Here is a 23,133-nt window from a genome sequence, read left to right as displayed (position 1 = left end):
AGGCCGTTGCCAGAGACGTTTGCTCGTCTAGATGCTTATCGTCAAGACGACGGTCAGACGCGCAGCTTTATGACGGATATAGCATCCTCTTCCTTTGAGTTTTTCTGGCGTACCCCTTTGTACGCAACATCTATTGATGTTGATGGGCAGGAGCAGAGAAGTGAGTTTTTTTCTACTAATCGTCAGAAAGCACAGATAGTCGGAGAGGATAAGTTGTTGCTAAGATTGGAGAATCCGCCTAGATCTTCCAAGGAGATGTTAAATTGCCTTGAGAATATAGTGGGGTTTGGCTTTGTTTGTCAGCCTGTTTTGGTAACTGAAAATATTATTTTAAATGCTATTTCGGGATTCTCGCCGATATTATTAAGCTCCATAAAGATGTCTGGGGGAATTCCAAGTATCGTTGCTGTAGGGCGTGTAGAACTGGCTTCGAAGGTCGGGTTGGATAAAGAACATCTGGATAGCTTTGGATTGGAAGGCGTTACTGTCGAATCTGCGTCTTATTCCGTCAGGCATAACAGTCTGAGCGGTCAGGTGGGGTTTTCCCGGACGGGGATATGCAAAATTAGCGGTGAGTTGTCCCCACTACTGTTGTCTAGAGTTGAGCGTAGCATTTTGGCTTCGTCGAGTAGAGGGTGATGAGTAAGCGGGAAGCTCAATAGCAAAATAGCCATTTTTGGCTTCGCATGTGCGTTGATTCCATAGCGTGCGCTTTCGTCACGCATGCGTTGGATGATGTTGCATCGACGAGAGTGGGGATGGGGCGCTTCAGACGACGCGGGACCACTGATGCTGACACAATCATAATGTAAACAATCCGCCTGTTGCTGGGGAGTTGTTTACGTTTTTTCTTTTCGGAGATCGTTATACGTACCTAATACACTGGTTCTAAAGGTGGATTCGACCTGTTTACTATGCCTAGGTATACAGAACCGTTCTGATCCTTGCCTGTGGGCACTAGGTGCCACAGGTGAACGGAGCTGTGACAAGAAACCCGCTTCAGGCATGAAGCGGGTTTCTTTTTGCCTGTCAGCTTTCTTCGAGCGCCGCCTGGGCAAACTGTGCATCAAGCTCTGGTGTTGCTCCGCTGATGCCTATACCGCCGATATGCCTGCCGTTCGCATCCATGATTGGCAACCCGCCTTCCAGCAAAGTGAAACCGGGCAGCGAAGCGTAGGGATTGGCTGGCAATCCGGCGCTGCGTTCACCCAGTGAGCGGGATGAAAGTGGAAAGCGTGCAGATGTAGCGGCTTTGAGCTGCGCTACCTGGACACTACCGCTGCTGGTGCCGTCCATGCGGTGGAAATGCTTCAGATTGCCGTGGTTGTCGACGATGCTGATGACGATGGCGAAGCCCTGGGCACGGGCGGCGCGCTCGGCGGCGGCGGCCAGGCTTCGAGCCTTCTCGGCGCTAATGGGCGAAATGGCAGGGGTGTCGGGCCGGTTGGGTGGGGCCGCCAGTGTGGGCGTTACGTGCATCGGGAGGGCGAGCAAGAGCCCGACCATGAAGTGTTTCGTGTTCATTCATACGTGCCTCGTCCATGTGGATTCAGCAACCTAGCAAGCAAAAGCTGGCTTGAGATGTAGTCCGTTTCTGATCGCAATGTGGGATTGCATTACCTTTCCATGATCCATGTCACCCCACTTCCCAGATTCTTGACTAGGCTTAACAGTTGGCGGTCTCTGTCCACCGCCACCGTGAAGTCCCTGAGGCGCCGGCCAAGTCCTGTGCGCCCGAGAACCTGATCAGGAGTGCACGATGGACCTCAACCGTCGGCAATTCTTCAAGGTCGCCGCCGTCGGCCTTGGAGGCTCGAGCCTCGCGGCGTTGGGCATGGCCCCGACCCCCGCGTTCGCCGAGCAGGTGCGCCACTTCAAGCTGGCGCACACCAAAGAAACCCGTAACACCTGCCCCTACTGCTCGGTCGGCTGCGGCCTGATCATGTACAGCCAGGGTGACGCGGGCAAGAACGTCAAACAGAACATCATCCATATCGAGGGCGACGCGGACCATCCGGTCAACCGCGGCACCCTATGCCCGAAAGGCGCGGGCCTGCTGGACTTTATCCACAGCCCGAGCCGCCTGCAGTACCCCGAGGTGCGCAAGCCGGGCAGCAACGAGTGGACCCGCATCGAGTGGGACGAAGCCCTCGACCGCATCGCCGACCTGATGAAACAGGACCGCGACGCCAACTTCATCGAGAAGAACGCCCAAGGCCAGACGGTCAACCGCTGGCTCACCACCGGGTTCCTTGCTGCGTCCGCCGCTTCCAGCGAAGCGGGCTACCTGACGCACAAGGTGGTCCGTGCAACCGGCATGCTGGGGTTCGATAACCAGGCGCGTGTCTGACACGGCCCGACGGTGGCAAGTCTTGCCCCGACGTATGGCCGTGGCGCGATGACCAATCACTGGTCTGATATCGCCAACGCAAATCTGGTCCTGGTGATGGGCGGCAACGCCGCTGAAGCGCACCCGTGCGGCTTCAAGTGGGTGACCGAAGCCAAGGCGCACAACAAGGCGCGGCTGATCGTGGTCGATCCGCGGTTCACCCGTACTGCCTCGGTGGCCGATTACTACGCGCCGATCCGTACCGGCAGCGACATCGCCTTCATGGGCGGGCTGATCAACTACCTGCTGAGCAACGACAAGATCCAGCACGAGTACGTGCGCAACTACACCGATGTGTCGTTCATCGTCAAAGAGAGCTATGGCTTCGAGGACGGGCTGTTCAGCGGCTACGACGCGGCCAAGCGCGTGTATGCCGACAAGTCCGGCTGGGGCTATGAGCTGGGCGAGGACGGTTTTGCCAAGGTCGACCCGACCCTGCAGCACCCGCGTTGCGTGTACCAGTTGATGAAGCAGCACTACAGCCGCTACACGCCGGAGCTGGCGAGCATGACCTGCGGCATGCCCCAGGACCAGATGATGAAAGTCTGGGAAGAGATCGCCACCTGCTCGGTGCCGGGCAAGACCATGACGATCCTCTATGCCCTGGGCTGGACCCAGCACTCGATCGGCGCGCAGATCATCCGCAGCGCGGCGATGGTGCAGTTGCTGCTGGGCAACGTCGGCATGCCCGGCGGCGGGGTCAACGCCCTGCGCGGGCACTCCAACATCCAGGGCCTGACCGACCTGGGCCTGCTGTCGAACTCGCTGCCGGGCTACCTCACGCTGGCCGGCGACGCCGAGCAGGATTACGCCACCTACATCGACAAGCGCGCCTCCAAGCCGTTGCGCCCGGGGCAGCTGTCGTACTGGCAGAACTACGGCAAGTTCCACGTCAGCCTGATGAAGGCCTGGTACGGCGCCAATGCCACGGCGGAGAACAACTGGGGCTATGACTGGCTGCCCAAGCTCGACGTGCCGGCCTACGACGTGCTGCGCATGTTCGAGATGATGGGCCAGGGCAAGGTCAACGGCTACATGTGCCAGGGCTTCAACCCGATCGCCGCGTTGCCGGACAAGAACCGCGTCACCGCCGCGCTGGCCAAGCTCAAGTGGCTGGTGATCATGGACCCGCTGGCCACCGAAACCTCCGAGTTCTGGCGCAACGCCGGCCCGTTCAACGACGTCGACACGGCCAACATCCAGACCGAGGTGATCCGCCTGCCCACCACCTGCTTCGCCGAAGAGGACGGTTCGCTGGTCAACAGCAGCCGCTGGCTGCAGTGGCACTGGAAGGGCGCCGATGGGCCGGGCCAGACCCGTACCGACGTGCACATCATGAGCGAGCTGTTCCTGCGCCTGCGCAAGCGCTACCAGGCCGAGGGCGGCGCCTATCCGGACCCGCTGCTCAACATCAGCTGGCCGTACAAGGTCCCTGAGGAGCCTTCGCCGGAAGAACTGGCCAAGGAGATGAACGGCTGGGCGGTCAGCGATCTCACCGACGCCACCGGCGCCACGCTCAAGGCCGGGCAACAGCTCGCCGGATTCGCCCAGCTGAAGGACGATGGCAGCACCGCCTCCGGTTGCTGGATCTTTGCCGGCAGCTGGACCGAGCAGGGCAACCAGATGGCCCGTCGCGACAACAGCGACCCCTATGGCATGCACCAGGTGCAGAACTGGGCCTGGGCCTGGCCGGCCAACCGCCGCATCCTCTACAACCGCGCCTCCAGCGACCCGCAGGGCAAACCGTGGGATCCGGAGAAGAAGCGCCTGGTGTGGTGGAACGGCAAGGCCTGGACCGGCACCGACGTGCCCGACTTCAAGGTCGACTCGCCGCCGGAAGCGGGGATGAACCCATTCATCATGAACCCTGAGGGCGTGGCGCGTTTCTTCGCCATCGACAAGATGGCCGAAGGGCCGTTCCCCGAGCATTACGAACCGTTCGAGACGCCGATCGGCATCAACCCGCTGCACCCGCAGAACAAGAAGGCCACCAGCAACCCGGCCGGGCGCATCTTCGATTCGGTGTGGGACACCTTGGGCACCCACGACGAGTTCCCCCATGCGGCGACCACCTACCGGCTGACCGAGCACTTCCACTTCTGGAGCAAGCATTGCCGGCTCAACGCCATCGCCCAGCCCGAGCAGTTCGTCGAGATCGGCGAGGTGCTGGCGAACGAGAAGGGCATCAAGGCCGGCGACCGGGTGCGGGTGTCGAGCAAGCGCGGGCATATTGACGCGGTGGCGGTGGTGACCAAGCGGATCCGTCCGCTGCAGGTCAACAACCAGACCGTGCACCAGATCGGCATCCCGTTGCATTGGGGGTTCACCGGCGCCACGCGACACGGTTACCTGACCAACACCCTGGTGCCGTTCCTCGGTGATGGCAACACGCAGACGCCGGAGTCCAAGTCGTTCCTCGTCAAAGTGGAGAAACTCTGATGGCCAGCCAAGACATCATTGCCCGCTCGGCCACCACCACCGTGCCGCCTTCGGTACGCCAGCAGCAGGAAGTCGCCAAGCTGATCGACACCACCAAGTGCATCGGCTGCAAGGCCTGCCAGGTGGCGTGCTCGGAGTGGAACGAACTGCGTGACGAGGTCGGCCACAACCATGGCACCTACGACAACCCTCAGGACCTCAGTGCCGAAACCTGGACCTTGATGCGTTTCACCGAGCATGAGCGCGACGACGGCAACCTGGAGTGGCTGATCCGCAAGGATGGCTGCATGCACTGCGCCGATCCGGGTTGTCTGAAAGCGTGCCCGAGCCCGGGGGCGATCATCAAGCATGCCAACGGTATCGTCGACTTCAACCAGGACCACTGCATCGGTTGCGGCTACTGCATCACCGGCTGCCCGTTCAACATCCCGCGCATTTCGCAGAAGGATCACAAGGCGTACAAGTGCACCCTGTGTTCCGACCGCGTGAGCGTGGGCCTGGAGCCGGCCTGCGTGAAGACCTGCCCGACCGGGGCGATCGTCTTCGGCAGCAAGGAGGAGATGAAGGTGCACGCCGACGAGCGCATCGTCGACCTGAAGTCGCGGGGCTACGACAACGCCGGGCTGTATGACCCGGACGGTGTCGGCGGCACCCACGTGATGTACGTGCTGCACCATGCCGACACACCGCGGATCTACGCCGGCCTGCCGGACCAACCGGTGATCAGCCCGCTGGTCGGGTTGTGGAAGGGCTTCAGCAAGCCGTTGGCGCTGCTGGCCATGGGCGCGGCGGTGCTGGCTGGGTTCTTCCACTACGTACGTGTCGGCCCGCAGCGGGTCGAGGAAGACGAGCATCCGGCACCTGTGGATAACGATGTCCACCAGGTGGACCCGGCGGTGCATGTCTATGATCCGAACCGCCCGGGCGGGCAGGGGGAGCAGCGGCCATGAACGACAACAAGCCTATCCTGCGCTACAACGCCAACGAGCGGAGCAACCACTGGATCGTCGCGATCCTGTTCGTGCTGGCCGGCCTGTCGGGGCTGGCGCTGTTCCACCCGGCGCTGTTCTGGCTCAGCCACCTGTTCGGCGGCGGGCCGTGGACACGGATCCTCCACCCGTTCATCGGCGTGGCGATGTTCGTGTTCTTCCTTGGCCTGGTATTGCGCTTCTGGCGCGCCAACTTCATCACCGCCAACGACCGCCTGTGGCTGCGCCGCATCGACCGGGTGATGCTCAACAAGGAAGAGGGCGTGCCGCCGATCGGCAAGTACAACGCCGGGCAGAAGCTGCTGTTCTGGACGTTGCTGGCGTGCATGCTGGTACTGCTGGTCAGTGGCGTGGTGATCTGGCGCGCGTATTTCAGCCATTGGTTCGGCATCGACGTCATTCGCCTGTCGGCGCTGCTGCATGCCCTGGCGGCGTTCGTGCTGATCCTCAGCATCATCGTGCACATCTACGCCGGGATCTGGATCAAGGGCTCGATCGGCGCCATGCTGCATGGCTGGGTCAGCCGCGCCTGGGCACGCAAGCACCATGAACTTTGGTACCGGGAAGTCACCGGCGAAAAGACGCCGCACAACCACGGTAGAAAAGAAGGATGAGCGTTTGAGCACGATTCTTGAACCAGGGCAGATCGAAGCGTCGGCGGTAATGCCGCCGTTCTTGCATCTGCCGCCCACCAACTTGTTCGCAGTGCGGGCCGAGCGCCTGGAGCACCTGGCCGAGGGCAATGCCCTTGGTGAGTACCTGCGTCTGGTCGCGCGGCTGTGCCGGATCCAGCAGCAGCTTGTGGATAACCCGCCCGGTGGCTTGCCGGTGGCCGAGGAGCGTCAGCGCCTTTGCGTAAGTCATGGCCTGCCACCCCTGGCAGCGGACGGCCTGGTGCGCGAAAGGCAGTGGCTGGTGTGGCTGCAAGCGCTGCTCGATCGCTGCGAGCCGGCGCCCGAAGGGCCACTGGCAGCGGCGCTGGGCAGCCTGCGCGAGAGTGGTGACGAGCAGCGCAAGGGCTGGGCCGTCGCGCTGCTCGGTGGCCAGTACGACGCCGTACCGGCGGCCTTGGTGCCCTTCTTGGGCGCGGCGTTGCAGGCCGCCTGGTCGAGCTGGTTGCTGGCGCTGCCAGAGCCTGAGCTCAAGCCTGGTGGCAGCCTGGCCCAGTGCCCGGCCTGCGGCTCGCCGGCCATGGCCGGTGTGGTGCGCAATCGTGGCAAGCACAACGGCCTGCGCTACCTGGCCTGTTCGCTGTGTGCCTGCGAATGGCATGTGGTGCGGGTCAAGTGCGTGTACTGCGAGTCGAGCAAGGACCTGCGCTACAGCAGCCTCGAGGATGACCGCCATGCACCGGGAAAGGCACCGCTACGCGCCGAGTGCTGTCCGGGGTGCCAGGGCTACCTGAAGCAGAGCTACCTGGAGAACGACGCGGCGGCCGAGCCGTTGGCCGATGACCTGGCGAGCCTGGCGCTGGACATGCGGCTGGACGAGGAGGGCTTCCATCGGCTGGCGCCGAACCTTATGTTGGCACCGGGTGGTGGGTGAGTGTCTACACTTCGCTATCGAGTTGCCCCCATCGCCGGCAAGCCGGCTCCCACAGGTACAGCGCAAGCCTCGAGTCTGGCGCTGGAGCTGTGGGAGCTGGCTTGCCAGCGATAGGGCCCGAACAGACAACGGATCAGTCACAGGTAGTACCGCATGTCTCCAAGCCCCGCCAGCGACACCCCACGCTTGCCCTCCATCGACACCCTGCTGCGCCATCCGGCCTGCCAGCCGCTGCTCGACCGTCATGGCCGCGACGCTACCCTGGCCACCCTGCGCCAGCTCCTCGACGACTTGCGCGAACCGGCTCGTCTGGGTCAGCTTGGTGCCGTGGAACTGAGCGCCGACGTCCTGCTCGGCCGCACGGGCGAGCGCCTGGCCATCCAGCAACGCAGCCAGGTGCGCCGGGTCTTCAACCTCACCGGCACGGTACTGCACACCAACCTCGGCCGCGCCTTGCTGCCGGAGGAGGCGGTGGAGGCGATGCAGGTCGCTGCCCGCTATCCGCTGAACCTAGAGTTCGACCTGGCCACCGGCAAGCGGGGTGACCGCGACGACCTGATCGAAGGCCTGATCCGCGAGCTGACCGGCGCCGAAGCCGTCACCGTGGTCAACAACAATGCCGCCGCCGTGCTGCTGGCGCTCAACAGCCTGGGCGCACGCAAGGAGGGCATCATCTCCCGCGGCGAGCTGATCGAGATCGGCGGTGCGTTCCGCATCCCCGACATCATGGCCCGCGCCGGGGTCAAGCTGCACGAGATCGGCACCACCAACCGCACCCACGCCCGCGACTACGAAGGCGCGATCAACCCGCGTACCGGCCTGCTGATGCGTGTGCATTGCAGCAACTACAGCATCCAGGGCTTCACCACCCAGGTACCCACCGCCGAGCTGGCGCGCATCGCCCACGACCATCAGTTGCCGCTGCTCGAAGACCTGGGCAGCGGCAGCCTGCTCGACCTGACCCGCTGGGGCCTGCCGGCCGAGCCGACGGTGCGCCAGGCGCTGGCCGACGGCGCCGACATCGTCACCTTCAGCGGCGACAAGCTGCTGGGGGGGCCGCAGGCGGGGATCATCGTCGGGCGCAAGGAACTGATCGCGAAGATCAAGAAGAACCCGCTCAAGCGTGCCCTGCGGGTCGACAAGATTACCCTTGCCGCGTTGGAGGCGGTGCTGCAGCTCTATCGCAACCCCGATCGCCTGGCTGACCGCCTGCCCAGCCTGCGCCTGCTGACCCGTGCGCAAGCCGAGATCGCCGCCCAGGCCGAGCGTCTGGCGCCTGAGTTGGCTGCTCGTCTCGGCGCGCAATGGGTGGTGAGCGTCGAGCCGGCCCTGGGCATGATCGGCAGCGGCAGCCAGCCGGTGGCGCGGCTGCCCAGCGCGGCGCTATGCCTGCGCCCGCAGGTGTCGAAGAAACTGCGCGGGCGTAGCTTGCATGTGCTGGAGCGCGCGTTGCGCGACCTGCCGGTGCCGGTGCTCGGGCGTATCGACGACGATGCCCTGTGGCTCGACCTGCGCCAGCTGGACGACGAGGCCCAGTGGCTGGCGCAACTGCCGGCGTTGCAACTGGGGCCGGTGCAGTGATTGTCGGGACTGCCGGCCACATCGACCATGGCAAGACCGCGCTGCTCCAGGCCCTGACCGGCCAGGCCGGCGACACCCGCCGGGAGGAGCGCGACCGGGGCATGACCATCGACCTCGGTTATCGCTACGCGGCGCTGACGGAAGGAGCGCCGCTGACCGGTTTCATCGATGTGCCGGGCCACGAGCGGTTTATCCACAACATGCTGGCCGGTGCCCATGGCATCGACCTGGTACTGCTGGTGGTAGCTGCTGACGATGGGGTGATGCCACAGACCCGTGAGCACCTCTCGATCATCGAGTTGCTGGGCATTCCCCAGGCGTTGGTGGTGATCAGCAAGTGCGACCGGGTCGAGCCGTCGCGGTTGAGCGAAGTCCGGGCCCAGGTCACCGAACTGCTCGCGCCCGGCCCCTTCGCCGGGGCTAGGCAGTTTGCGGTTTCGAGCCTGTCCGGCGAGGGGATCGACGCCCTGCGCGAGGCTTTGCTGGCGGCTGAAGCGCATGTTCGCCAGCGCAGCGTGCGTGGCGGTTTCCGCCTGGCGGTAGACCGGGCTTTCGCGGTTTCCGGAGCGGGAGTTGTGGTCACCGGCACGGCGCTGGCCGGGCAGGTCAGCGTCGGTGATACCTTGCTGCTGGGCAAGGCCGGCAAAGCGGTGCGGGTGCGTGGCCTGCATGCCCAGAACCAGGCGGCCCTGGTCGCCGCAGCCGGGCAGCGGGTGGCCTTGAACATCAGCGCGGAAAAGCTTTCGGCCGAGCAGGTGCATCGTGGCGACTGGCTTGTGCCGCAGTGGCTGCATGCGCCCAGCGTGCGGGTCGATATCGACTTCACCCTGCTGCCGGGCGAAACCCGCACCTTCGAGCATTTCAGCGCGGTGCACGTGCACCTGGGCACCCAGGATGTCACCGCCCGGGTTGCCTTGCTCGAAGGTGAACGGCTCGCCGCCGGCCAGCGCATGTTCGCCCAGTTGCTGCTCAATGCCCCGCTGCAGGCGGTGCATGGGGATCGCCTGGTACTGCGTGACCAACGCGCCCAGTGCACGCTGGGTGGTGGGCGTGTGCTCGACCCGTTCGCCCCGAGTCGGCAACGGCGCAGCGAGGCGCGCTTGCGTCAGTTGCAGGTGCTGCGCGAAGCCGACAATCTCGAGCAAGCGCTGTCGGCCCTGCTCGAGGCGGCCCCCGGCGGTCTCGAGCCCCGGCGTCTGGAGCGCCAGTTCAACCGCCTGCGCGAGACCTGGCAGTTGCCGGATTCGGTGCTGGTGATTGCCACCCGTCAAGGTCAGCTGTTGTTCGATCGCTTACAGTGGCAGGCACTCAAGCGACAGGTGCTGGAGCGTCTGGCGCAGTTCCATGAGCAGGAACCTGACCAGCTTGGCCCGGACCGGGATCGCTTGCGCCGCTTTACCGCCTTGCCATTGGAGCGCCCCGCGTTTGTCAGCTTGCTGGATGAGTTGCTGGGCGCAGGTGCGATCAGCAGCAGTGGCCCATGGCTGCACCTGCCGGACCACCGGGTCCAGTTGAGCGACGCGGACAACGCGTTGTGGGAGCGGCTGTTGCCGCGCCTGTTGGCAGGTGAGTTCGACCCGCCCTGGGTAAGGACCCTGGCCGGCGAGGAGGGCTGCGAAGAGGCTGATGTCCGGCTGTTGTTGCGCAAGCTGGCCCGATTGGGCGTTGTGCATCAGGTGGTGCGTGACCTGTTCTACCCGGAGACGACGCTCAGGCGCATGGCAGAGCTGCTGTTGCGCCAGGCCGCGACATCGCCGATAGTGCAGGTCGCGGCGTTTCGCGATGGTTTGGCCATCGGTCGCAAGCGCAGTGTGCAGATTCTCGAGTATTTCGACCGCGTTGGCTTGACCCGACGAGTTGGCGACCTGCGTCATATTCGCGTCGACAGCGCCCTGGCCCAACCGCAACACGGGCCCTGATTTCAAGGAAGGCAATCGCGCCCGGTGGCGCGGCCGGGCTTCAAACCCGGTTGGGGACGGCAGCCGTTCCCGGGCAGGTTCGACTCCCGCTGCCTTCCGCCACTTTTCCAGATGCTGAAACCATCGCGGGGCAAGCCCGCTCCCACGGATTTGTGGGAGCGGGCTTGCCCCGCGATGGCGAACGGAAGATCTGCGAGTCAGGCGCGCTCGCCGCACAGGTCCAGCGCGAACCAGTGCTCCGCCGCCTGTACATCCAGCCCCGAGCCCAGCAACGCGAACAGCTTGCCCAGCGCCGCCTCGCGGGTCATGCCGCCGCCACTGACCAGCCCGGTGTCGCGCAGGCGGCTGCCGGCGGCGTAGGTGTCGAACACCACCGAGCCTTCCGGGCACTGGCTGATGGCAACGATCATCACGCCACCCTGGCGGGCGTCGTGCAGCGCGTCGAGCAGCGCCTGGTCATCCGACGGGCCGGTGCCGCTGCCGTAGCACTCCAGCACCAGGCCCTGGATGCCGCTGTCGAACAGGCCGCGCAGGTGTTCGGCCGCAAGGCCCGGGAACACCGGCATGACCGCCAGCTTGACCGGCTGGCGTGGCTGGCGGTAGTCCAGGCGGGTTGGCAGTTCCGCGGCACGCTCGCCATCACGATGGCGCGGCAGCACGGTGAAGGCGTCGAACGCCTCGCTGCGCAGTTTCGAGGCGCGGCAGCCGTGCAGCAACTGGCCATGGAAATACAGCTGCACGCCGTCTTCCAGCCCGTTTTCGAACAGATTGAGCGCGCCGACCAGGTTGGCCCAGGCATCGCTGTCCGGCGCGCCGGCCGGCAGCATCGAGCCGGTAAGCAGCACCGGCACCGGCAGGCCCAGCAGCAGGAACGACAGGGCAGCGGCGCTGTACGCCAGGGTGTCGGTGCCATGCAGCACCAGCACGCCGTCATGCCCGTCGCGTTCGACCGCCTCGACGATGGCATCGCGCATCGCCAGCCAGTTGGCCTGTTGCATGTTGGCGCTGTCGATCAGCGGATTGAGTTCACGCAGCGCCCATTGCACCTTGGGCGCATCGCCGCAGGCGGCAAAGTGTTCGCGCATGCGCGCTTCGAAGCCACCGGCCGGCGCGAGGCCTTCGGCGGTCTGCAGCATGCCGATGGTGCCACCGGTGTATAGGACAAGCAGATTCTTGACTGCACGCATGGAAGTATTCCGTAGCGATGTAGCGAAAGAAAGAGACAACCGCCCCGGGCGGGGCGGTTGTGGCAGGGCAGGGTATCAGTGCTGCGCTGACGCCGGGGCGGCGGCTTTGTCAGCGGCTGTTTCAGCCTGCGGGTTGGCCGGCCAGGCGGCGCGGTCCAGGTCCAGGTCGGCGAACTTGCTGGAGTCGAACACCGGCTGCTTGATGCCCGCCTTGCGTTGTGCGTCGTAGTCGCGCATCACGCGCAGGCCGACCTTGAACAGCATGGCCAGGGCGATCAGGTTGACGAAGGCCAGGCAGGTCATGGTGATGTCGGCGAAGGCGAACACGGTCGACAGGTCCTGGGTCGAACCCCACACCACCAGCGCCAGCACCAGGCCACGGAAGGTCATCAGCACGGCACGGTTGCGGCTGAGGAACTGCAGGCTGTTCTCGCCCAGGTAGTAGTTGTAGAGAATGCAGGTGAAGACGAACAGCGACAGCGCGACGCTGACGAAGATGCGGCCCCAGTCACCGACCACGGCGGCCAGCGAGTTCTGGGTCAGGACGATGCCGTCACCTTCGAAGCCCGGGGTGTAGAAGCCCGACAGCAGGATCAGCAGCGCGGTGCAGGTGCAGATCACGAAGGTGTCGAGGAACACGCTGAAGGCCTGGACCACGCCCTGGGCGCCCGGGTGCTTCACGGCAGCCACGGCGGCCACGTTCGGTGCGCTGCCCAGGCCCGCTTCGTTGGCGAACACGCCACGCTTCACGCCCATGACGATGGCGCTGCCGAGCAGGCCGCCGAACGCCGGGTCGAGGCCGAAGGCGCTCTTGAAGATGGTTTCCAGCATGGCTGGCACGTGTTCGATCTGGGTGCCGATCACGTACAGGGTCACGCCGATGTAGGCCAGGGTCTTGACCGGTACCAGCAGGTCGGACACTGCGGCGATGCGCTTGATGCCGCCGATGAAGGTGATGGCCAGCAGCACGGCGAGGACGATGCCGGTCTGCTTGGGATCGAAGGCGAAGGCGTTCTGCAGCGAGTGGGTCACGGTGTACGACTGCAGGCCGATGAAGGCGAAGCCGTAGGTGACCAGCAGCAGGATCGAGAACACGATGGCCATGCTTTTCAGCTTCAGGCCGTGCTGGATGTAGTACGCCGGGCCGCCGCGGTACAGGCCGTCGCCGTCGGCGCGCTTGTAGACCTGGGCCAGGGTGCATTCGAAGAAGCTGCTGGACATGCCCACCAGTGCGGTGACCCACATCCAGAACACGGCGCCTGGGCCGCCGAGGGTCACGGCGATACCGACACCGGCGATGTTACCGGCGCCGACGCGGCCGGCGAGGCTCAGCATCAGGGCCTGGAACGAGCTCAGTTGGCCTGCCTGGCCGCGAAGGGATTCCTTGAAGACGCCGAACATGTGGCCGAAGTGACGGAACTGGACGAACCGCGAGCGGATGGTGAAGTAACCGCCGAGTCCGACGATCAGCACGATGAGGAGTTTCCCCGAAAGGAAATCGTTGAGTGCTTCGAGCATTGGAAAATGACCTCGATTCTTATTCTTCGCGTGGAAAGACCAGCGGACGGCAGGCGCACCGCTATTCATTGGGGGCGCATGGTTGGCCATGACAACTATGGTTACAATTTCGCGGGTTGCTCCATTTTGGTGCGAGTTGATGCTAGAATGACGCCACTCGCATCACCTGGACCCGCGTATCATGGGCGATCATTTCGCTATCAACCTCAAATTGGCCTGCAGCCATTACCGCTCTATCTCCGAGGTTTGCCGGCAGCTGTCGATCAACCGGGCGCAGTTCAACAAGTACCTGAGCGGCCAGAGCCGTCCGACGGCCTACAACCTAAAGCGCATCGGCGACTTCTTCGGTGTGGAGGACTACGAGCTGGGCCTGCCGCCCGAGCAGTTCGCCCGCCTGATCGGCGCACGCAACCAGCAGCAGCCTGTCGGCCCCCAGGACGACCCCATCAGCGAGCTGTTCAAGCCACTGCATAAAGAAGCCGGCAACCTCTCGCGCTATTGCGGCTACTACTTCGAATACTCCAACTGCATGTCGGTGCCCGGTTCGATCCTGGTGTCGCTGGTGCACCTGTGGGAGGAGCGCGGCAGTTTCCTGTTCGAGCGCCAGGAACGCCAGGAGCGCAGCAGCGGCCTCGACCGGCATGCCGAGGTGCGCTGCCGCTACCTGGGTGCGGCGTTCCAGCTGCAGGACCGGATGTTCCTGATCGACTACGAGTCGCTGACCCTCAACGAGATGAGCCAGACCGTGCTCATCCCCAGCTTCAAGAGCCGTATCAGCCGCCTGAACGGCCTCAAGACCGGGGTTTCCAGCGGTGACCGGCGCAACCCGGCCTGCACCCGCGTGGTGTGGGAATACCTGGGCGAGGAGATCAACCGCATCAACGCCTTCCGCCAGATCAAGCTTTACCGCCCGGACGATCCGCGCATCGACGACGATATCCGCGACCGCCTCAGTGCGGGGATGATCAGCAACGGGTTGTTCGAGATCGAGTGAATCAACGTTGATGGCGCATTGACTCGTGGGCGCCCGCAGAGCTAGTCGAGAATGAACGCCGCCACCGCGTCGGCCACCTGATCCGCCACCTGTGGCCGGTCACGCAGGTGCGCGGCGATGCCGTGGTCGCAGTCGGTGAGCATCAGGCATTCCACATGGGGCGCCGGCACCGAACGCAACAAGGCGTGGGTGACTTCCTCGGGGATCGGGCTGTAGCGCTCGACACCCGCCAGGCGCCGGGTGCCGGCAGAGGTCCCGGGGCCCTGGCCGTGCACCTTGGAGTTGAGCCCGTCATATTCGCCGATCACCAACAGTACCCGGCCCTGGAACTGGCGCAGGAAGGCATAGCTGTCGCAGTCGAGGAACGCATAAGGCTTGCGAATCGCTTCGCTGAAGGCTGGGCCGAAGGGGGCGACATGGGCCGCATCGGGATAGACCGCCGGGCAGATCAGCACCAGCTTGCGCACGTTGGGGCGCTGGGCGGCCAGCTTGAGGGCGATGGCGGCGCCCAGGCTGTGACCGACCAGGGTGTCGCTGCGCGCATCCAGATGCTGGTGGAAGCGCAGGGCTTCCTCCAGGTTGCTGGCCAACGACGCGTCCTTTGCACCAGGCTCGCTGGCCAGGCTGTGGCCGGAGAGGTTGCCGGTCAGCGAGCCGATCCCCTGCTGTTGCAGGCGATAGAGCAAAGGGTTCAGGCGGGTGAAATCGGAGCGGGCGCCGCCGACCACAAAGACAGTAGGGGCGCACTCATGTACCGGGAGCAGCAGGCGGGCCTGTTGCCGATAACCGTCGAAAGCCTCGTCGATAAAGCGTTCCGGGCCGGGAGCGGGTTCGTCGTATTGCCATCTGGCGCGCAGCGCGGTGTTCGACTCGGCATCCATGTTGATCTCCTTGAACAGGCCATGCGCAGTATAAGTAGCTGTCGGCAAAGGCGGAACACCCGTCCGATCGGCGCCAATCGGCACGCGGTGCGCGCCAGGCCTTGCCTGGGTTGGACTTCCCCTGTCGGAAACAGCAAAATGAACCCTTTCCTCCATCGACCAGACCGGACCTGTTGACTCTATGCGTATGCGCCTGATGCTGTTGGGTGGTGGCAATGCCCTCGGGCAAGCGCTGATTCGTCTCGGGGCCGAGGAAGATATCGCTTTCCTGGCGCCTCGCCCTCCGGAAAACGGCTGGGATCCGGCCAGCCTGACCCTGCTGCTCGACGAGCAGCGCCCGCACACCGTGATCAACCTGGCCTACTACTTCGACTGGTTCCAGGCCGAGTCGGTCAGCGAGCAACGCCTGGCCCAGCAGGAGCGGGCGGTGGAGCGGCTCGCCGAACTGTGCCAGCACCACGAGATGATCCTCGTGCAGCCGTCCAGCTATCGGGTGTTCGATGGTTCGCGCGCCACGGCCTACAGCGAGAAGGACGAGCCGGTGCCGCTCGGCCTGCGTGGCCAGGCGCTGTGGCGCATCGAGCAGAGTGTGCGCGCCACCTGCCCGCAGCATGTGCTGCTGCGTTTCGGCTGGCTGCTTGATGAAAGCCTCGATGGCGCGCTCGGGCGTTTCCTGACCCGTGCCGAGCAGCCCCAGGAACTGCTGCTGGCCGATGATCGCCGCGGCAACCCGACGCCGGTGGACGACGCCGCGCGGGTGATTCTCTCAGTGCTCAAGCAACTCGATTGCCAGGCGCCGCTGTGGGGTACCTACCACTACGCCGGCAACGAGGCCACCACGCCGTTGGTGCTCGGCCAGGCGATCCTCACCGAGGCCACCCAGTGGCGCAAGCTGGCCGTGCAGGCGCCTACCGCCCAGGCCCACGCCGCCCGCCCGGATGCCAGCGAGGAGCCGCAGCACGCGGTCCTGGCCTGCAAGAAGATCCTTCATACCTTCGGCATCAAGCCACGCGCCTGGCGCGCCGGCTTGCCGCCCCTACTGGACCGATTCTACCGACATGGCTGACGCCCCCATCCTGATCACCGGCGGTGCCGGCTTCATTGGCTCGCACCTGTGCGATGCGTTGCTGGAGAAAGGCTACGCGGTGCGTATCCTCGACGACCTGTCGACCGGCAAGCGCGACAACCTGCAGCTTGGCCACCCGCGCCTGGAACTGCTCGAGGGCGATGTCGCCGATGCCGCGCTGGTGGCCCGTGCCGCCGCTGGCTGCCAGGCGGTGGTGCACCTGGCAGCGGTGGCCTCGGTGCAGGCCTCGGTGGAAGACCCGGTGAAGACTCACCAGAGCAACTTCATCGGCACGCTGAACGTGTGCGAGGCGATGCGCCTGAACGGCATCCGCCGCGTGCTGTTCGCCTCCAGCGCGGCGGTGTACGGCAACAACGGCGAAGGCCAGTCGATTGCCGAAGATACCCCCAAGGCGCCGCTGACCCCCTACGCGGTGGACAAGCTGGCCAGCGAGCAGTACCTGGACTTCTACCGCCGCCAACACGGGTTGGAGCCGGTGGTGTTCCGCTTCTTCAACATCTTCGGGCCACGCCAGGACCCTTCATCGCCGTATTCCGGGGTGATCAGCATCTTCTGCGAGCGCGCCACCAGTGGCAAACCGATCACGGTGTTCGGTGATGGCGAGCAGACCCGCGACTTCCTGTTTGTCGGTGACCTGGTCCAGGTAATGGTGCAGGCGCTCGAGCAGCAGGCGGTGGAAGAGGGCGCGGTCAACATCGGCCTGAACCAGGCGACCTCGCTGAACCAGTTGCTCAAGGCGCTGGAACAGGTGGTGGGCGGTTTGCCTGCAATCAGCTACGGCCAGGCACGGTCGGGGGACATCCGCCATTCGCGAGCGGACAACTCGCGTTTGCTGGCACGTTTCGACTTCCCTGAGCCGACGCCGTTTGTCGAAGGCCTCGCCCGCTTGCTCGGCAAAGCTTGAGCCTCTCGCGGGGCTTGCCCCGCGATGATGTCACGAATGCCGGATCAGCTGTCGCCGGCAATCCTCCGGCCCCAGCACTCGCCCGTCCCGGGCCCGCACCTGCAACGTCTCCAGCCCCTGGCCGCGATCATCGACCAACTGCGAGCGTGACTCTCCTGACGTGAACAGGTACCGCTCCCCCCATTGGCGCAAGCCGATCACGATCGGAAACACCGAACGGCCCTTCTCCGTCAGCACATATTCCTTGTAGGCACTGCCATCGGATGCAGGCTGCTGTGCCAGTAGCCCGGCCTCCACCAGCAGTTTCAGGCGCGCAGCGAGGATGTTCTTCGCCAGCCCGAGGTTTTTCTGCAATTCGCTGAAACGGCACGGGCCATCGAAGGCATCGCGCAGAATCATCAGCGCCCAGCGGTCGCCGAGCACCTCCAGGGCGCGGGCCACTGGGCATTGCTGGTTGTTCTCGTCGAGCATGAGGCGTTCCTTGGGGGTGATCTAGTTGCAGAATAAAACCATTTTTGCTAGAAATCCAGTTTCTTGGTTTTAAATTGAAACCAGATTTGGAGGGATTGCTGATGCCACCGCTCACCCGCGGATTGACGCTGTTGCTGGCTGCCGCCTGCGCCCTGGCCGTGGCCACGGTGTACCTCGCCCAGCCGCTGCTGGAGGCCATGGCCGCAAGCCTCGGCGTAAGCGCTGCGCACGCCGGCCTGGTGGTGGGCATGACCCAGGCCGGCTATGCCTTGGGTCTGTTGCTGATCGTGCCGCTGGGCGACCTGGTCGATCGCCGCCGGCTGATCGTTGGTCAGTTGCTGGCATCGGCCGGCGCGTTGTTGGCCGTGGCGTTTGCCGTGGACTGGGCCATGTTGCTGGCGGTGATGGCCATGGTCGGCCTGGCTGCGGTGGTGGTGCAGGTGATGGTCGCGCATGCCGCCACACTGGCCACGCCAGCTCAGCAGGGGCAGGCGGTGGGGACTGTCACCAGTGGCGTGGTGCTGGGCATCCTGTCAGCGCGCTTGGTCTCGGGTGCACTGGCTGACCTGCTGGGCTGGCACGGCGTATACGTCGTGGCTGCGGGGCTGGCGTTGGCCATGGCGTTGTTGCTGGCCTGGCGCTTGCCTGCTGTCAAACCGCAGGGGCCGAGGCAGCGCTATCGGGTACTGCTGGTTTCAGTGCTGCGCTTGTACCGGCATGACCGTCTGCTACGTCAGCGCGGTGTGTTTGCGGTGCTGATCTTCGCGGCGTTCAGCGTGCTGTGGAGCGCGATGGTGTTGCCCCTGAGCGCCCCGCCGCTGGCGCTCGATCACACCCAGGTCGGGTTGTTCGGCCTGGCCGGCGTGGCTGGCGCGCTGGCGGCATCGCGTGCCGGGCGCCTGGCGGATCAGGGGCATGGCCGGCGGGTGAGCGGTTGGGCGCTCGGGCTGTTGACGCTGTCATGGCTGCCCAGCGCCTACCTGGAGCAGTCATTGCTGGCGCTGGTGATCGGGGTGCTGATGCTGGACCTGGCCGTGCAGGCCGTGCATGTGACCAACCAGAGCTTGTTGCTGGCGGGGCGCGGCGAGATGGCCAGCCGGCTGATCGGTGCCTACATGTGCTGCTATTCGGTGGGCAGCGGGGTGGGAGCGGTCGTGGCGACCTGGGTGTATGGGCAGTGGGGCTGGGTGGCGGTGTGCGGGTTGGGGGCGGGGATAAGCGCTGCTGCCTGGGGCTACTGGGGGTACCTGTGGTGGGGCGAGACGGCGCGGGGCAAGCCCGCTCCAGAAGGAACGGGCTTGCCTGCGGATCAGAACTTGTAGCCGATGCCGACCATGTAGACCCATGGATCGACGTCCACGTCGACCTTGGTCTTGCCGACGCCCAGGGCGCTCGGGCCATCGATGCTGGCCTTGGTGTCGATGTCGACGTACCAGACCGCGGCGTTGAGCAGCAGGTTGTCGGTAAGCATGTAGTCCATGCCCAGCTGGCCGGCGATACCCACCGAGTCCTTCAGCTTCATGTTGCTGAAGCCCTGGGCCTTACGATTGCTCTTCAGGTCTTCATCGAAGAACATCGTGTAGTTGATGCCCACGCCGGCGTAGGGCTGGAATTTGGAGCTTGGCTCCATCGGGTAGTACTGCAGCGACAGGGTCGGTGGCAGTTGCTTGATGTCGGCCAGCTTGCCGTCCAGGCCTGGGCCGAGGCCCTTGACGCCGACGGTGTGCTGGAACGGCGTGGCAGCCAGCAGCTCAAGGCCGATGTGGTCGGTGAGCATGTAGGCGAAGGCCAGGCCCAGCTGGGTGTCGCTGTCCAGGGTCGCCTTGGTGCCCGACACCTTGGCGCCATCGAGCTTGATGTCACCGCTGCTTTCGTTCGGCGCAGTGGTGATGGCGCCAGCACGGAGGATGAAATCCCCCGCCTGGTGGGCGTGGGCAACAGGGGCTGCGAGCGCCAACGCGACGAGCGAGGCACTGAGCAAGGACTTGTTCATGGAAGCTCCCAGAGGACGTGAGTAATCGAGTAGTCCAATGGTACGAAGCTGACTAAACAGAAAGTTTGACCCAGCTCAACGAAGCCTCTTCAAACGGGCGTGCACAGTTCTCACTTCAGCTCATAAGCGTAGATTTTCTCGGCTTCCATCTGGTAGCCCGCATCCGCCAGCTCGCTGCTGGACGCCTTGACCTGCATCGTGCCTTCGATCCAGTAGGGTTGATAGAGGTCTTCGATGCGCACGCCCATCTCGCTGAAGATGTGCACGATCTGGTTCGAGGGTGGCGGTGGCACGTGGATGCAGGCGCCGTAGTAGGGCACCAGAAGGAATTCGGTGGTGCGGCCTTCGTCGCTGACCTCCAGTGGCACGATGTAGCCGGGGATCTTCACCGGCTGGCCGTCCAGTGCCTTCACCACCGGCGCGTTGGGCGCCTGCTGGCGCGCGGCGGGGGCGGCCTCGGCGGCCAGCGCGTCGCTGATCTGCGACAGGTCGTGCAGTGGCGTCAGTTGCGGCGGGATGATCGGCGCGCCTTCGGGGATCAGGGCGGGCCAGTCCAGTTCACGAGGTTCGGCGGCGCACACCGTGGATGCCAGCAACACCACTGCCAGTAACAGGTAATGCCAAGCGGTGGAAGCCTGCCTTTTGTCCATGGACGTCGCGCTCATGAAGGTTCTCAAAGATGAATCGACAGGCCATCGGCCAGCGACTGTCGGTAGGCGCGCCAGGCCGGCACGCTGCCCATCAGCAGCGCCGCGCCAAGGATGATAGCCAGCAGCGTCCACTCATGGGCGCTTGGCCAGGCCAATGGCAGGTACAGCCCGTAATTGGCCTGCACATAGCCCTGTGCCAGGGCTATGCAGGCATACAGCAAGCCAAGCCCGGCGGCGATGCCCGACAATGCCAGGGCCAGTGCCTCGAGCACCAGCAGCCCGGCGATGTGCCAGGGACGGGCCCCCACCGAGCGCAGGATGGCCATTTCCCGGCGGCGTTCGTTGAGGCTGGTGAGAATCGCGGTGAGCATGCCGATCAGGCCGGTGAGCACGACGAACAACGACACCACGAACAGTGCCTGCTCGGCCGTGCCCATCAGGCTCCACAGCTCCTGCAGGGCCACACCGGGCAGGATCGCAAGCAGGGGCTCGGCACGGTACTCGTTGATCTCGCGCTGCAGGCTGAAAGTGGCGATCTTGCTGTTGAGCCCGAGCATGAAGGCGGTGATGGCGGTGGGTTGCAGGTCCATGGCGCGGGCCTGCTCGGCACTGATGCGTCCGGCGCCACGGGCCGGGACGCCGTTGTGCCAGTCGATGTGAATCGCCTCCATCCCTGCCAGGCTGATGTGCAGGGTGCGGTCCACCGGGGTGCCGGTGCGCTCGAGCACGCCGACCACGGTGAATGGCTTGTCGTCATGCTTGACCAGGCTGATGGCGGCCACGCCGTGCGCCAGCACCAGCTTGTCACCCAGTTTGTAGTGCAGCGCCTCGGCGACTTCGGCACCCAGCACCACTTCGAACGGATCGTCGGCGAACGCCCGGCCCTGGTCGAGTGCCAGGTGCTGGCGGCGACCGAACTGGTAATGGCTGAAGTAGTCGGCGCTGGTGCCCATCACCCGGTAGCCGCGGTGCGAATCGCCCAGGGAAATCGGGATCGCCCACTTCACCCGTGGATCCTTGGCGTAATGCTCGTAGCTGTCCCAGCGGATATTGTTGGTGGCATTGCCGATGCGGAACACCGAGTACAGCAGCAGATTCACCGACCCCGAACGGGCGCCGACGATCAGGTCGGTGCCGCTGATGGTGCTGGCGAAACTGGCGCGGGCTTCGGTGCGTACCCGCTCGACGGCCAGCAGCAAGCACACCGACAGGGCGATGGCGAACGCGGTGAGCAGGGCGGTGAAACGGCGGTTGGCCAGGCTGGCCAGGGCAAGGCGAAGCAGGTACATCAGGCCTCCCGGGGCTTGGCGGCGCGATTGAGCTCGGCCAGGGACAGATGGCGGTCGAACAGCGGCGCCAGGCTCTGGTCATGACTGACGAACAGCAGGCTGGCGCCGGCGTCGCGGCATTCGTCGAACAACAGGCGGATGAACGCCTCGCGGGTGTCGGCGTCGAGGGCCGAGGTCGGCTCGTCGGCGATCACCAGCTCGGGCTGGCCGATCAGCGCCCTGGCCGCGGCGACTCGCTGCTGCTGCCCGATCGACAGGCTGTCGGCGCGGCGGGCGAGCAGGGCCGGGTCGTCCAGACCCAGGTGGGCGAGCAACTGGGCAGCGGCCTGGTCGATGCTGCCGTGGCGCTGGGCGGCGCGAGCGGCACGGCTTTTCGAGAAGCGGCAGGGCAGCTCGACGTTTTCGCGCACCGAGAGGAACGGCAGCAGGTTGAACTGCTGGAAGATGTAGCCGGTGTGATCGACCCGGAAGCGGTCGCGCGCGCCCTGGCCCAAGGTCGCCAAGTCCTGGCCGAGCAGGCGGATGCTGCCCTGGCCTGGGCGGTTGACCCCGCCCAGCAGGCCGAGCAGGGTGGTCTTGCCACTGCCGCTGGGGCCCTTGAGGAACAACGCCTCGCCGGGCTCCAGGCGAAACGCCGGGATCTCCAGCAGCGGCGCCTGGCCAGGCCAGGCGAACACCAGGTCATGCAGTTCGATCAGCGGCTGGCTCATTCAGAACTCGACCACGGCCTTGGCGGGGGTGGCTTCCACGCCTTTCTGGCCATTCGGGCCGATCAGTTGCACGTTGATCTTCTGGGTTTGCGGGAAGGTTTTGAACAGGCGGCCGAGGTCGATCTGGGTGAGTTTGCCCGGGGTGGCGCAGGTCAGTTGGTAACGGGCATTGATGTCGGCGTGCTGGTGCGCGTCGCCGCCAGCCTCGGGGGCATTACCGAACAGCGGGCTTTCCAGGTCCTGGGCCTCCTCCTTGCAACCGGCGGCCTGGGCGATGGCGAACAACTTCAGGGGTTGTTCGAGCTGCTGGCGGGCGGCGGCGACCTTGGCTTTGTCGGCGTCGCTGCTGGCGGCGTGTTCGAAGCCCACCAGGTTCATTGCCGGGCTGTCCAGCGCCAGCTCGAGGACGTTGCCGTCGAGTACCGCGTTGAGCTTGGCCACGCCGTGCTCATGGGCGCCGAGGGTGCCATGGGCGTGATCGTGATCATGGTCGTGATCGTCGTGGGCATGGGCCACGGCCAGGGGAAGCAGGGCAAAGGGCAGGGCGAGCAACAGACGACGCATGGACGGCTCCACAGGCGGCTTAG

Annotated in this window: 21 protein-coding genes and 1 tRNA gene; 12 read left to right on the top strand and 10 right to left on the bottom strand. The window is 64.9% G+C overall.

The genetic code is table 11. The features are described 5' to 3' along the window. The first annotated feature begins 69 nt into the window (after positions 1 to 69). Entirely contained in the window at positions 70 to 639 is a 570-nt protein-coding gene (locus C3F42_RS29370) for a hypothetical protein (RefSeq protein ID WP_158659568.1), read from the top strand. A gap of 390 nt (positions 640 to 1,029) precedes the next feature. Here C3F42_RS29370 and C3F42_RS14475 read toward each other — a convergent pair whose 3' ends face one another. Further along, the gene (locus tag C3F42_RS14475; protein ID WP_232888212.1) at positions 1,030 to 1,524 is read right to left on the bottom strand and encodes a heme-binding protein; all 495 of its coding nucleotides are present in this window, start codon (positions 1,522 to 1,524) and stop codon (positions 1,030 to 1,032) included. 235 nt (positions 1,525 to 1,759) lie between these two features. Between C3F42_RS14475 and fdnG the strand changes: the two genes are divergently transcribed. From fdnG to C3F42_RS14435, 7 genes are all read left to right on the top strand, one after another. Further along, on the top strand, positions 1,760 to 4,828 hold the full coding sequence (gene fdnG, locus C3F42_RS14465) for a formate dehydrogenase-N subunit alpha (protein WP_143067575.1): 3,069 nt from the start codon (positions 1,760 to 1,762) through the stop codon (positions 4,826 to 4,828). After that, positions 4,828 to 5,778, top strand: coding sequence for a formate dehydrogenase subunit beta (gene fdxH, locus C3F42_RS14460; RefSeq protein WP_038707246.1), 951 nt, complete (start codon positions 4,828 to 4,830; stop codon positions 5,776 to 5,778). Before fdnG ends, fdxH begins: the two co-directional genes overlap by 1 nt. Further along, positions 5,775 to 6,431: a formate dehydrogenase subunit gamma gene (locus C3F42_RS14455; RefSeq protein ID WP_094012322.1), complete on the top strand. Its 657-nt coding sequence runs from the start codon at positions 5,775 to 5,777 to the stop codon at positions 6,429 to 6,431. The genes fdxH and C3F42_RS14455 overlap by 4 nt, the downstream gene beginning before the upstream one ends. Positions 6,432 to 6,435: 4 nt before the next feature. Next, positions 6,436 to 7,362 (top strand): formate dehydrogenase accessory protein FdhE, encoded by a 927-nt coding sequence (gene fdhE / locus C3F42_RS14450; RefSeq protein ID WP_038707247.1) that lies wholly within the window; start codon positions 6,436 to 6,438, stop codon positions 7,360 to 7,362. Between the two features lie 153 nt (positions 7,363 to 7,515). Next, positions 7,516 to 8,943 (top strand): L-seryl-tRNA(Sec) selenium transferase, encoded by a 1,428-nt coding sequence (selA, locus tag C3F42_RS14445; protein ID WP_104444566.1) that lies wholly within the window; start codon positions 7,516 to 7,518, stop codon positions 8,941 to 8,943. After that, positions 8,940 to 10,862, top strand: coding sequence for a selenocysteine-specific translation elongation factor (gene selB / locus C3F42_RS14440; RefSeq protein WP_094012320.1), 1,923 nt, complete (start codon positions 8,940 to 8,942; stop codon positions 10,860 to 10,862). Before selA ends, selB begins: the two co-directional genes overlap by 4 nt. A gap of 6 nt (positions 10,863 to 10,868) precedes the next feature. Further along, a tRNA-Sec gene (locus C3F42_RS14435) sits at positions 10,869 to 10,964 on the top strand. Positions 10,965 to 11,059: 95 nt separating this feature from the next. Here the strand turns inward: C3F42_RS14435 and C3F42_RS14430 are convergent. Both C3F42_RS14430 and C3F42_RS14425 read right to left on the bottom strand, forming a co-directional pair. Further along, a complete protein-coding gene (locus tag C3F42_RS14430) occupies positions 11,060 to 12,049 on the bottom strand; it encodes an asparaginase (RefSeq protein WP_038707250.1) in 990 nt (329 codons plus the stop codon). 75 nt (positions 12,050 to 12,124) lie between these two features. Then, positions 12,125 to 13,567: a sodium:alanine symporter family protein gene (locus tag C3F42_RS14425; RefSeq protein ID WP_094012319.1), complete on the bottom strand. Its 1,443-nt coding sequence runs from the start codon at positions 13,565 to 13,567 to the stop codon at positions 12,125 to 12,127. Between the two features lie 181 nt (positions 13,568 to 13,748). On the opposite strand from C3F42_RS14425, the gene C3F42_RS14420 reads away from it, so the two are divergent. Next, on the top strand, positions 13,749 to 14,561 hold the full coding sequence (locus C3F42_RS14420) for a helix-turn-helix transcriptional regulator (protein WP_023632678.1): 813 nt from the start codon (positions 13,749 to 13,751) through the stop codon (positions 14,559 to 14,561). Between the two features lie 41 nt (positions 14,562 to 14,602). On the opposite strand, the gene C3F42_RS14415 is transcribed toward C3F42_RS14420, so the two are convergent. Further along, entirely contained in the window at positions 14,603 to 15,442 is an 840-nt protein-coding gene (locus C3F42_RS14415) for an alpha/beta hydrolase (protein ID WP_094012318.1), read from the bottom strand. Between the two features lie 181 nt (positions 15,443 to 15,623). On the opposite strand from C3F42_RS14415, the gene C3F42_RS14410 reads away from it, so the two are divergent. Together C3F42_RS14410 and C3F42_RS14405 are read left to right on the top strand one after the other, a co-directional pair. Beyond that, the gene (locus C3F42_RS14410; protein ID WP_038707252.1) at positions 15,624 to 16,508 is read left to right on the top strand and encodes a sugar nucleotide-binding protein; all 885 of its coding nucleotides are present in this window, start codon (positions 15,624 to 15,626) and stop codon (positions 16,506 to 16,508) included. Next, the gene (locus C3F42_RS14405; RefSeq protein ID WP_094012317.1) at positions 16,501 to 17,433 is read left to right on the top strand and encodes an NAD-dependent epimerase/dehydratase family protein; all 933 of its coding nucleotides are present in this window, start codon (positions 16,501 to 16,503) and stop codon (positions 17,431 to 17,433) included. The genes C3F42_RS14410 and C3F42_RS14405 overlap by 8 nt, the downstream gene beginning before the upstream one ends. 30 nt (positions 17,434 to 17,463) lie before the next feature. On the opposite strand, the gene C3F42_RS14400 is transcribed toward C3F42_RS14405, so the two are convergent. Further along, positions 17,464 to 17,904 (bottom strand): helix-turn-helix domain-containing protein, encoded by a 441-nt coding sequence (locus tag C3F42_RS14400; protein ID WP_094012316.1) that lies wholly within the window; start codon positions 17,902 to 17,904, stop codon positions 17,464 to 17,466. Positions 17,905 to 18,002: 98 nt separating this feature from the next. Here C3F42_RS14400 and C3F42_RS14395 point away from each other — a divergent pair, with 98 nt between their 5' ends. Then, complete coding sequence (locus C3F42_RS14395) at positions 18,003 to 19,226, top strand: MFS transporter (protein WP_104445314.1); 1,224 nt, start codon at positions 18,003 to 18,005, stop codon at positions 19,224 to 19,226. Here the strand turns inward: C3F42_RS14395 and C3F42_RS14390 are convergent. The 5 genes from C3F42_RS14390 to C3F42_RS14370 form a co-directional block, all read right to left on the bottom strand. Next, complete coding sequence (locus C3F42_RS14390; RefSeq protein WP_023631912.1) at positions 19,214 to 19,897, bottom strand: OmpW family protein; 684 nt, start codon at positions 19,895 to 19,897, stop codon at positions 19,214 to 19,216. The genes C3F42_RS14395 and C3F42_RS14390 overlap by 13 nt on opposite strands. A 110-nt stretch (positions 19,898 to 20,007) precedes the next feature. Next, on the bottom strand, positions 20,008 to 20,562 hold the full coding sequence (locus C3F42_RS14385) for a DUF3299 domain-containing protein (protein WP_371041537.1): 555 nt from the start codon (positions 20,560 to 20,562) through the stop codon (positions 20,008 to 20,010). Between the two features lie 8 nt (positions 20,563 to 20,570). Then, complete coding sequence (locus C3F42_RS14380) at positions 20,571 to 21,836, bottom strand: ABC transporter permease (protein ID WP_094012313.1); 1,266 nt, start codon at positions 21,834 to 21,836, stop codon at positions 20,571 to 20,573. Then, the gene (locus tag C3F42_RS14375; RefSeq protein ID WP_046857325.1) at positions 21,836 to 22,546 is read right to left on the bottom strand and encodes an ABC transporter ATP-binding protein; all 711 of its coding nucleotides are present in this window, start codon (positions 22,544 to 22,546) and stop codon (positions 21,836 to 21,838) included. The genes C3F42_RS14380 and C3F42_RS14375 overlap by 1 nt, the downstream gene beginning before the upstream one ends. After that, positions 22,547 to 23,110, bottom strand: a complete 564-nt coding sequence (locus C3F42_RS14370; protein ID WP_023632922.1) for a DUF2796 domain-containing protein — start codon at positions 23,108 to 23,110, stop codon at positions 22,547 to 22,549. It abuts the gene before it with no gap. Positions 23,111 to 23,133 lie beyond the last annotated feature (23 nt).

This window comes from Pseudomonas sp. PONIH3 (assembly GCF_002934345.1).
In the GTDB taxonomy this organism is placed as follows: Bacteria; Pseudomonadota; Gammaproteobacteria; order Pseudomonadales; family Pseudomonadaceae; genus Aquipseudomonas; species Aquipseudomonas soli.
Note: the sequence above shows the minus strand (reverse complement) of the source record. Positions and strands in the feature narration are given on the sequence as shown.

Coding starts and splice junctions, on each gene's coding strand:
- C3F42_RS14415 (WP_094012318.1), bottom strand. CDS start 15,442: ATGGATGCCGAGTCGAACACCGCGCTGCGCGCCAGATGGCAATACGAC.
- C3F42_RS14455 (WP_094012322.1), top strand. CDS start 5,775: ATGAACGACAACAAGCCTATCCTGCGCTACAACGCCAACGAGCGGAGC.
- C3F42_RS14375 (WP_046857325.1), bottom strand. CDS start 22,546: ATGAGCCAGCCGCTGATCGAACTGCATGACCTGGTGTTCGCCTGGCCT.
- C3F42_RS14385 (WP_371041537.1), bottom strand. CDS start 20,562: ATGAGCGCGACGTCCATGGACAAAAGGCAGGCTTCCACCGCTTGGCAT.
- C3F42_RS14475 (WP_232888212.1), bottom strand. CDS start 1,524: ATGAACACGAAACACTTCATGGTCGGGCTCTTGCTCGCCCTCCCGATG.
- C3F42_RS14370 (WP_023632922.1), bottom strand. CDS start 23,110: ATGCGTCGTCTGTTGCTCGCCCTGCCCTTTGCCCTGCTTCCCCTGGCC.
- C3F42_RS14405 (WP_094012317.1), top strand. CDS start 16,501: ATGGCTGACGCCCCCATCCTGATCACCGGCGGTGCCGGCTTCATTGGC.
- fdxH (WP_038707246.1), top strand. CDS start 4,828: ATGGCCAGCCAAGACATCATTGCCCGCTCGGCCACCACCACCGTGCCG.
- selA (WP_104444566.1), top strand. CDS start 7,516: ATGTCTCCAAGCCCCGCCAGCGACACCCCACGCTTGCCCTCCATCGAC.
- C3F42_RS29370 (WP_158659568.1), top strand. CDS start 70: ATGACGGATATAGCATCCTCTTCCTTTGAGTTTTTCTGGCGTACCCCT.
- C3F42_RS14420 (WP_023632678.1), top strand. CDS start 13,749: ATGGGCGATCATTTCGCTATCAACCTCAAATTGGCCTGCAGCCATTAC.
- C3F42_RS14400 (WP_094012316.1), bottom strand. CDS start 17,904: ATGCTCGACGAGAACAACCAGCAATGCCCAGTGGCCCGCGCCCTGGAG.
- C3F42_RS14425 (WP_094012319.1), bottom strand. CDS start 13,567: ATGCTCGAAGCACTCAACGATTTCCTTTCGGGGAAACTCCTCATCGTG.
- C3F42_RS14390 (WP_023631912.1), bottom strand. CDS start 19,897: ATGAACAAGTCCTTGCTCAGTGCCTCGCTCGTCGCGTTGGCGCTCGCA.
- C3F42_RS14380 (WP_094012313.1), bottom strand. CDS start 21,836: ATGTACCTGCTTCGCCTTGCCCTGGCCAGCCTGGCCAACCGCCGTTTC.
- C3F42_RS14430 (WP_038707250.1), bottom strand. CDS start 12,049: ATGCGTGCAGTCAAGAATCTGCTTGTCCTATACACCGGTGGCACCATC.
- C3F42_RS14410 (WP_038707252.1), top strand. CDS start 15,624: ATGCGTATGCGCCTGATGCTGTTGGGTGGTGGCAATGCCCTCGGGCAA.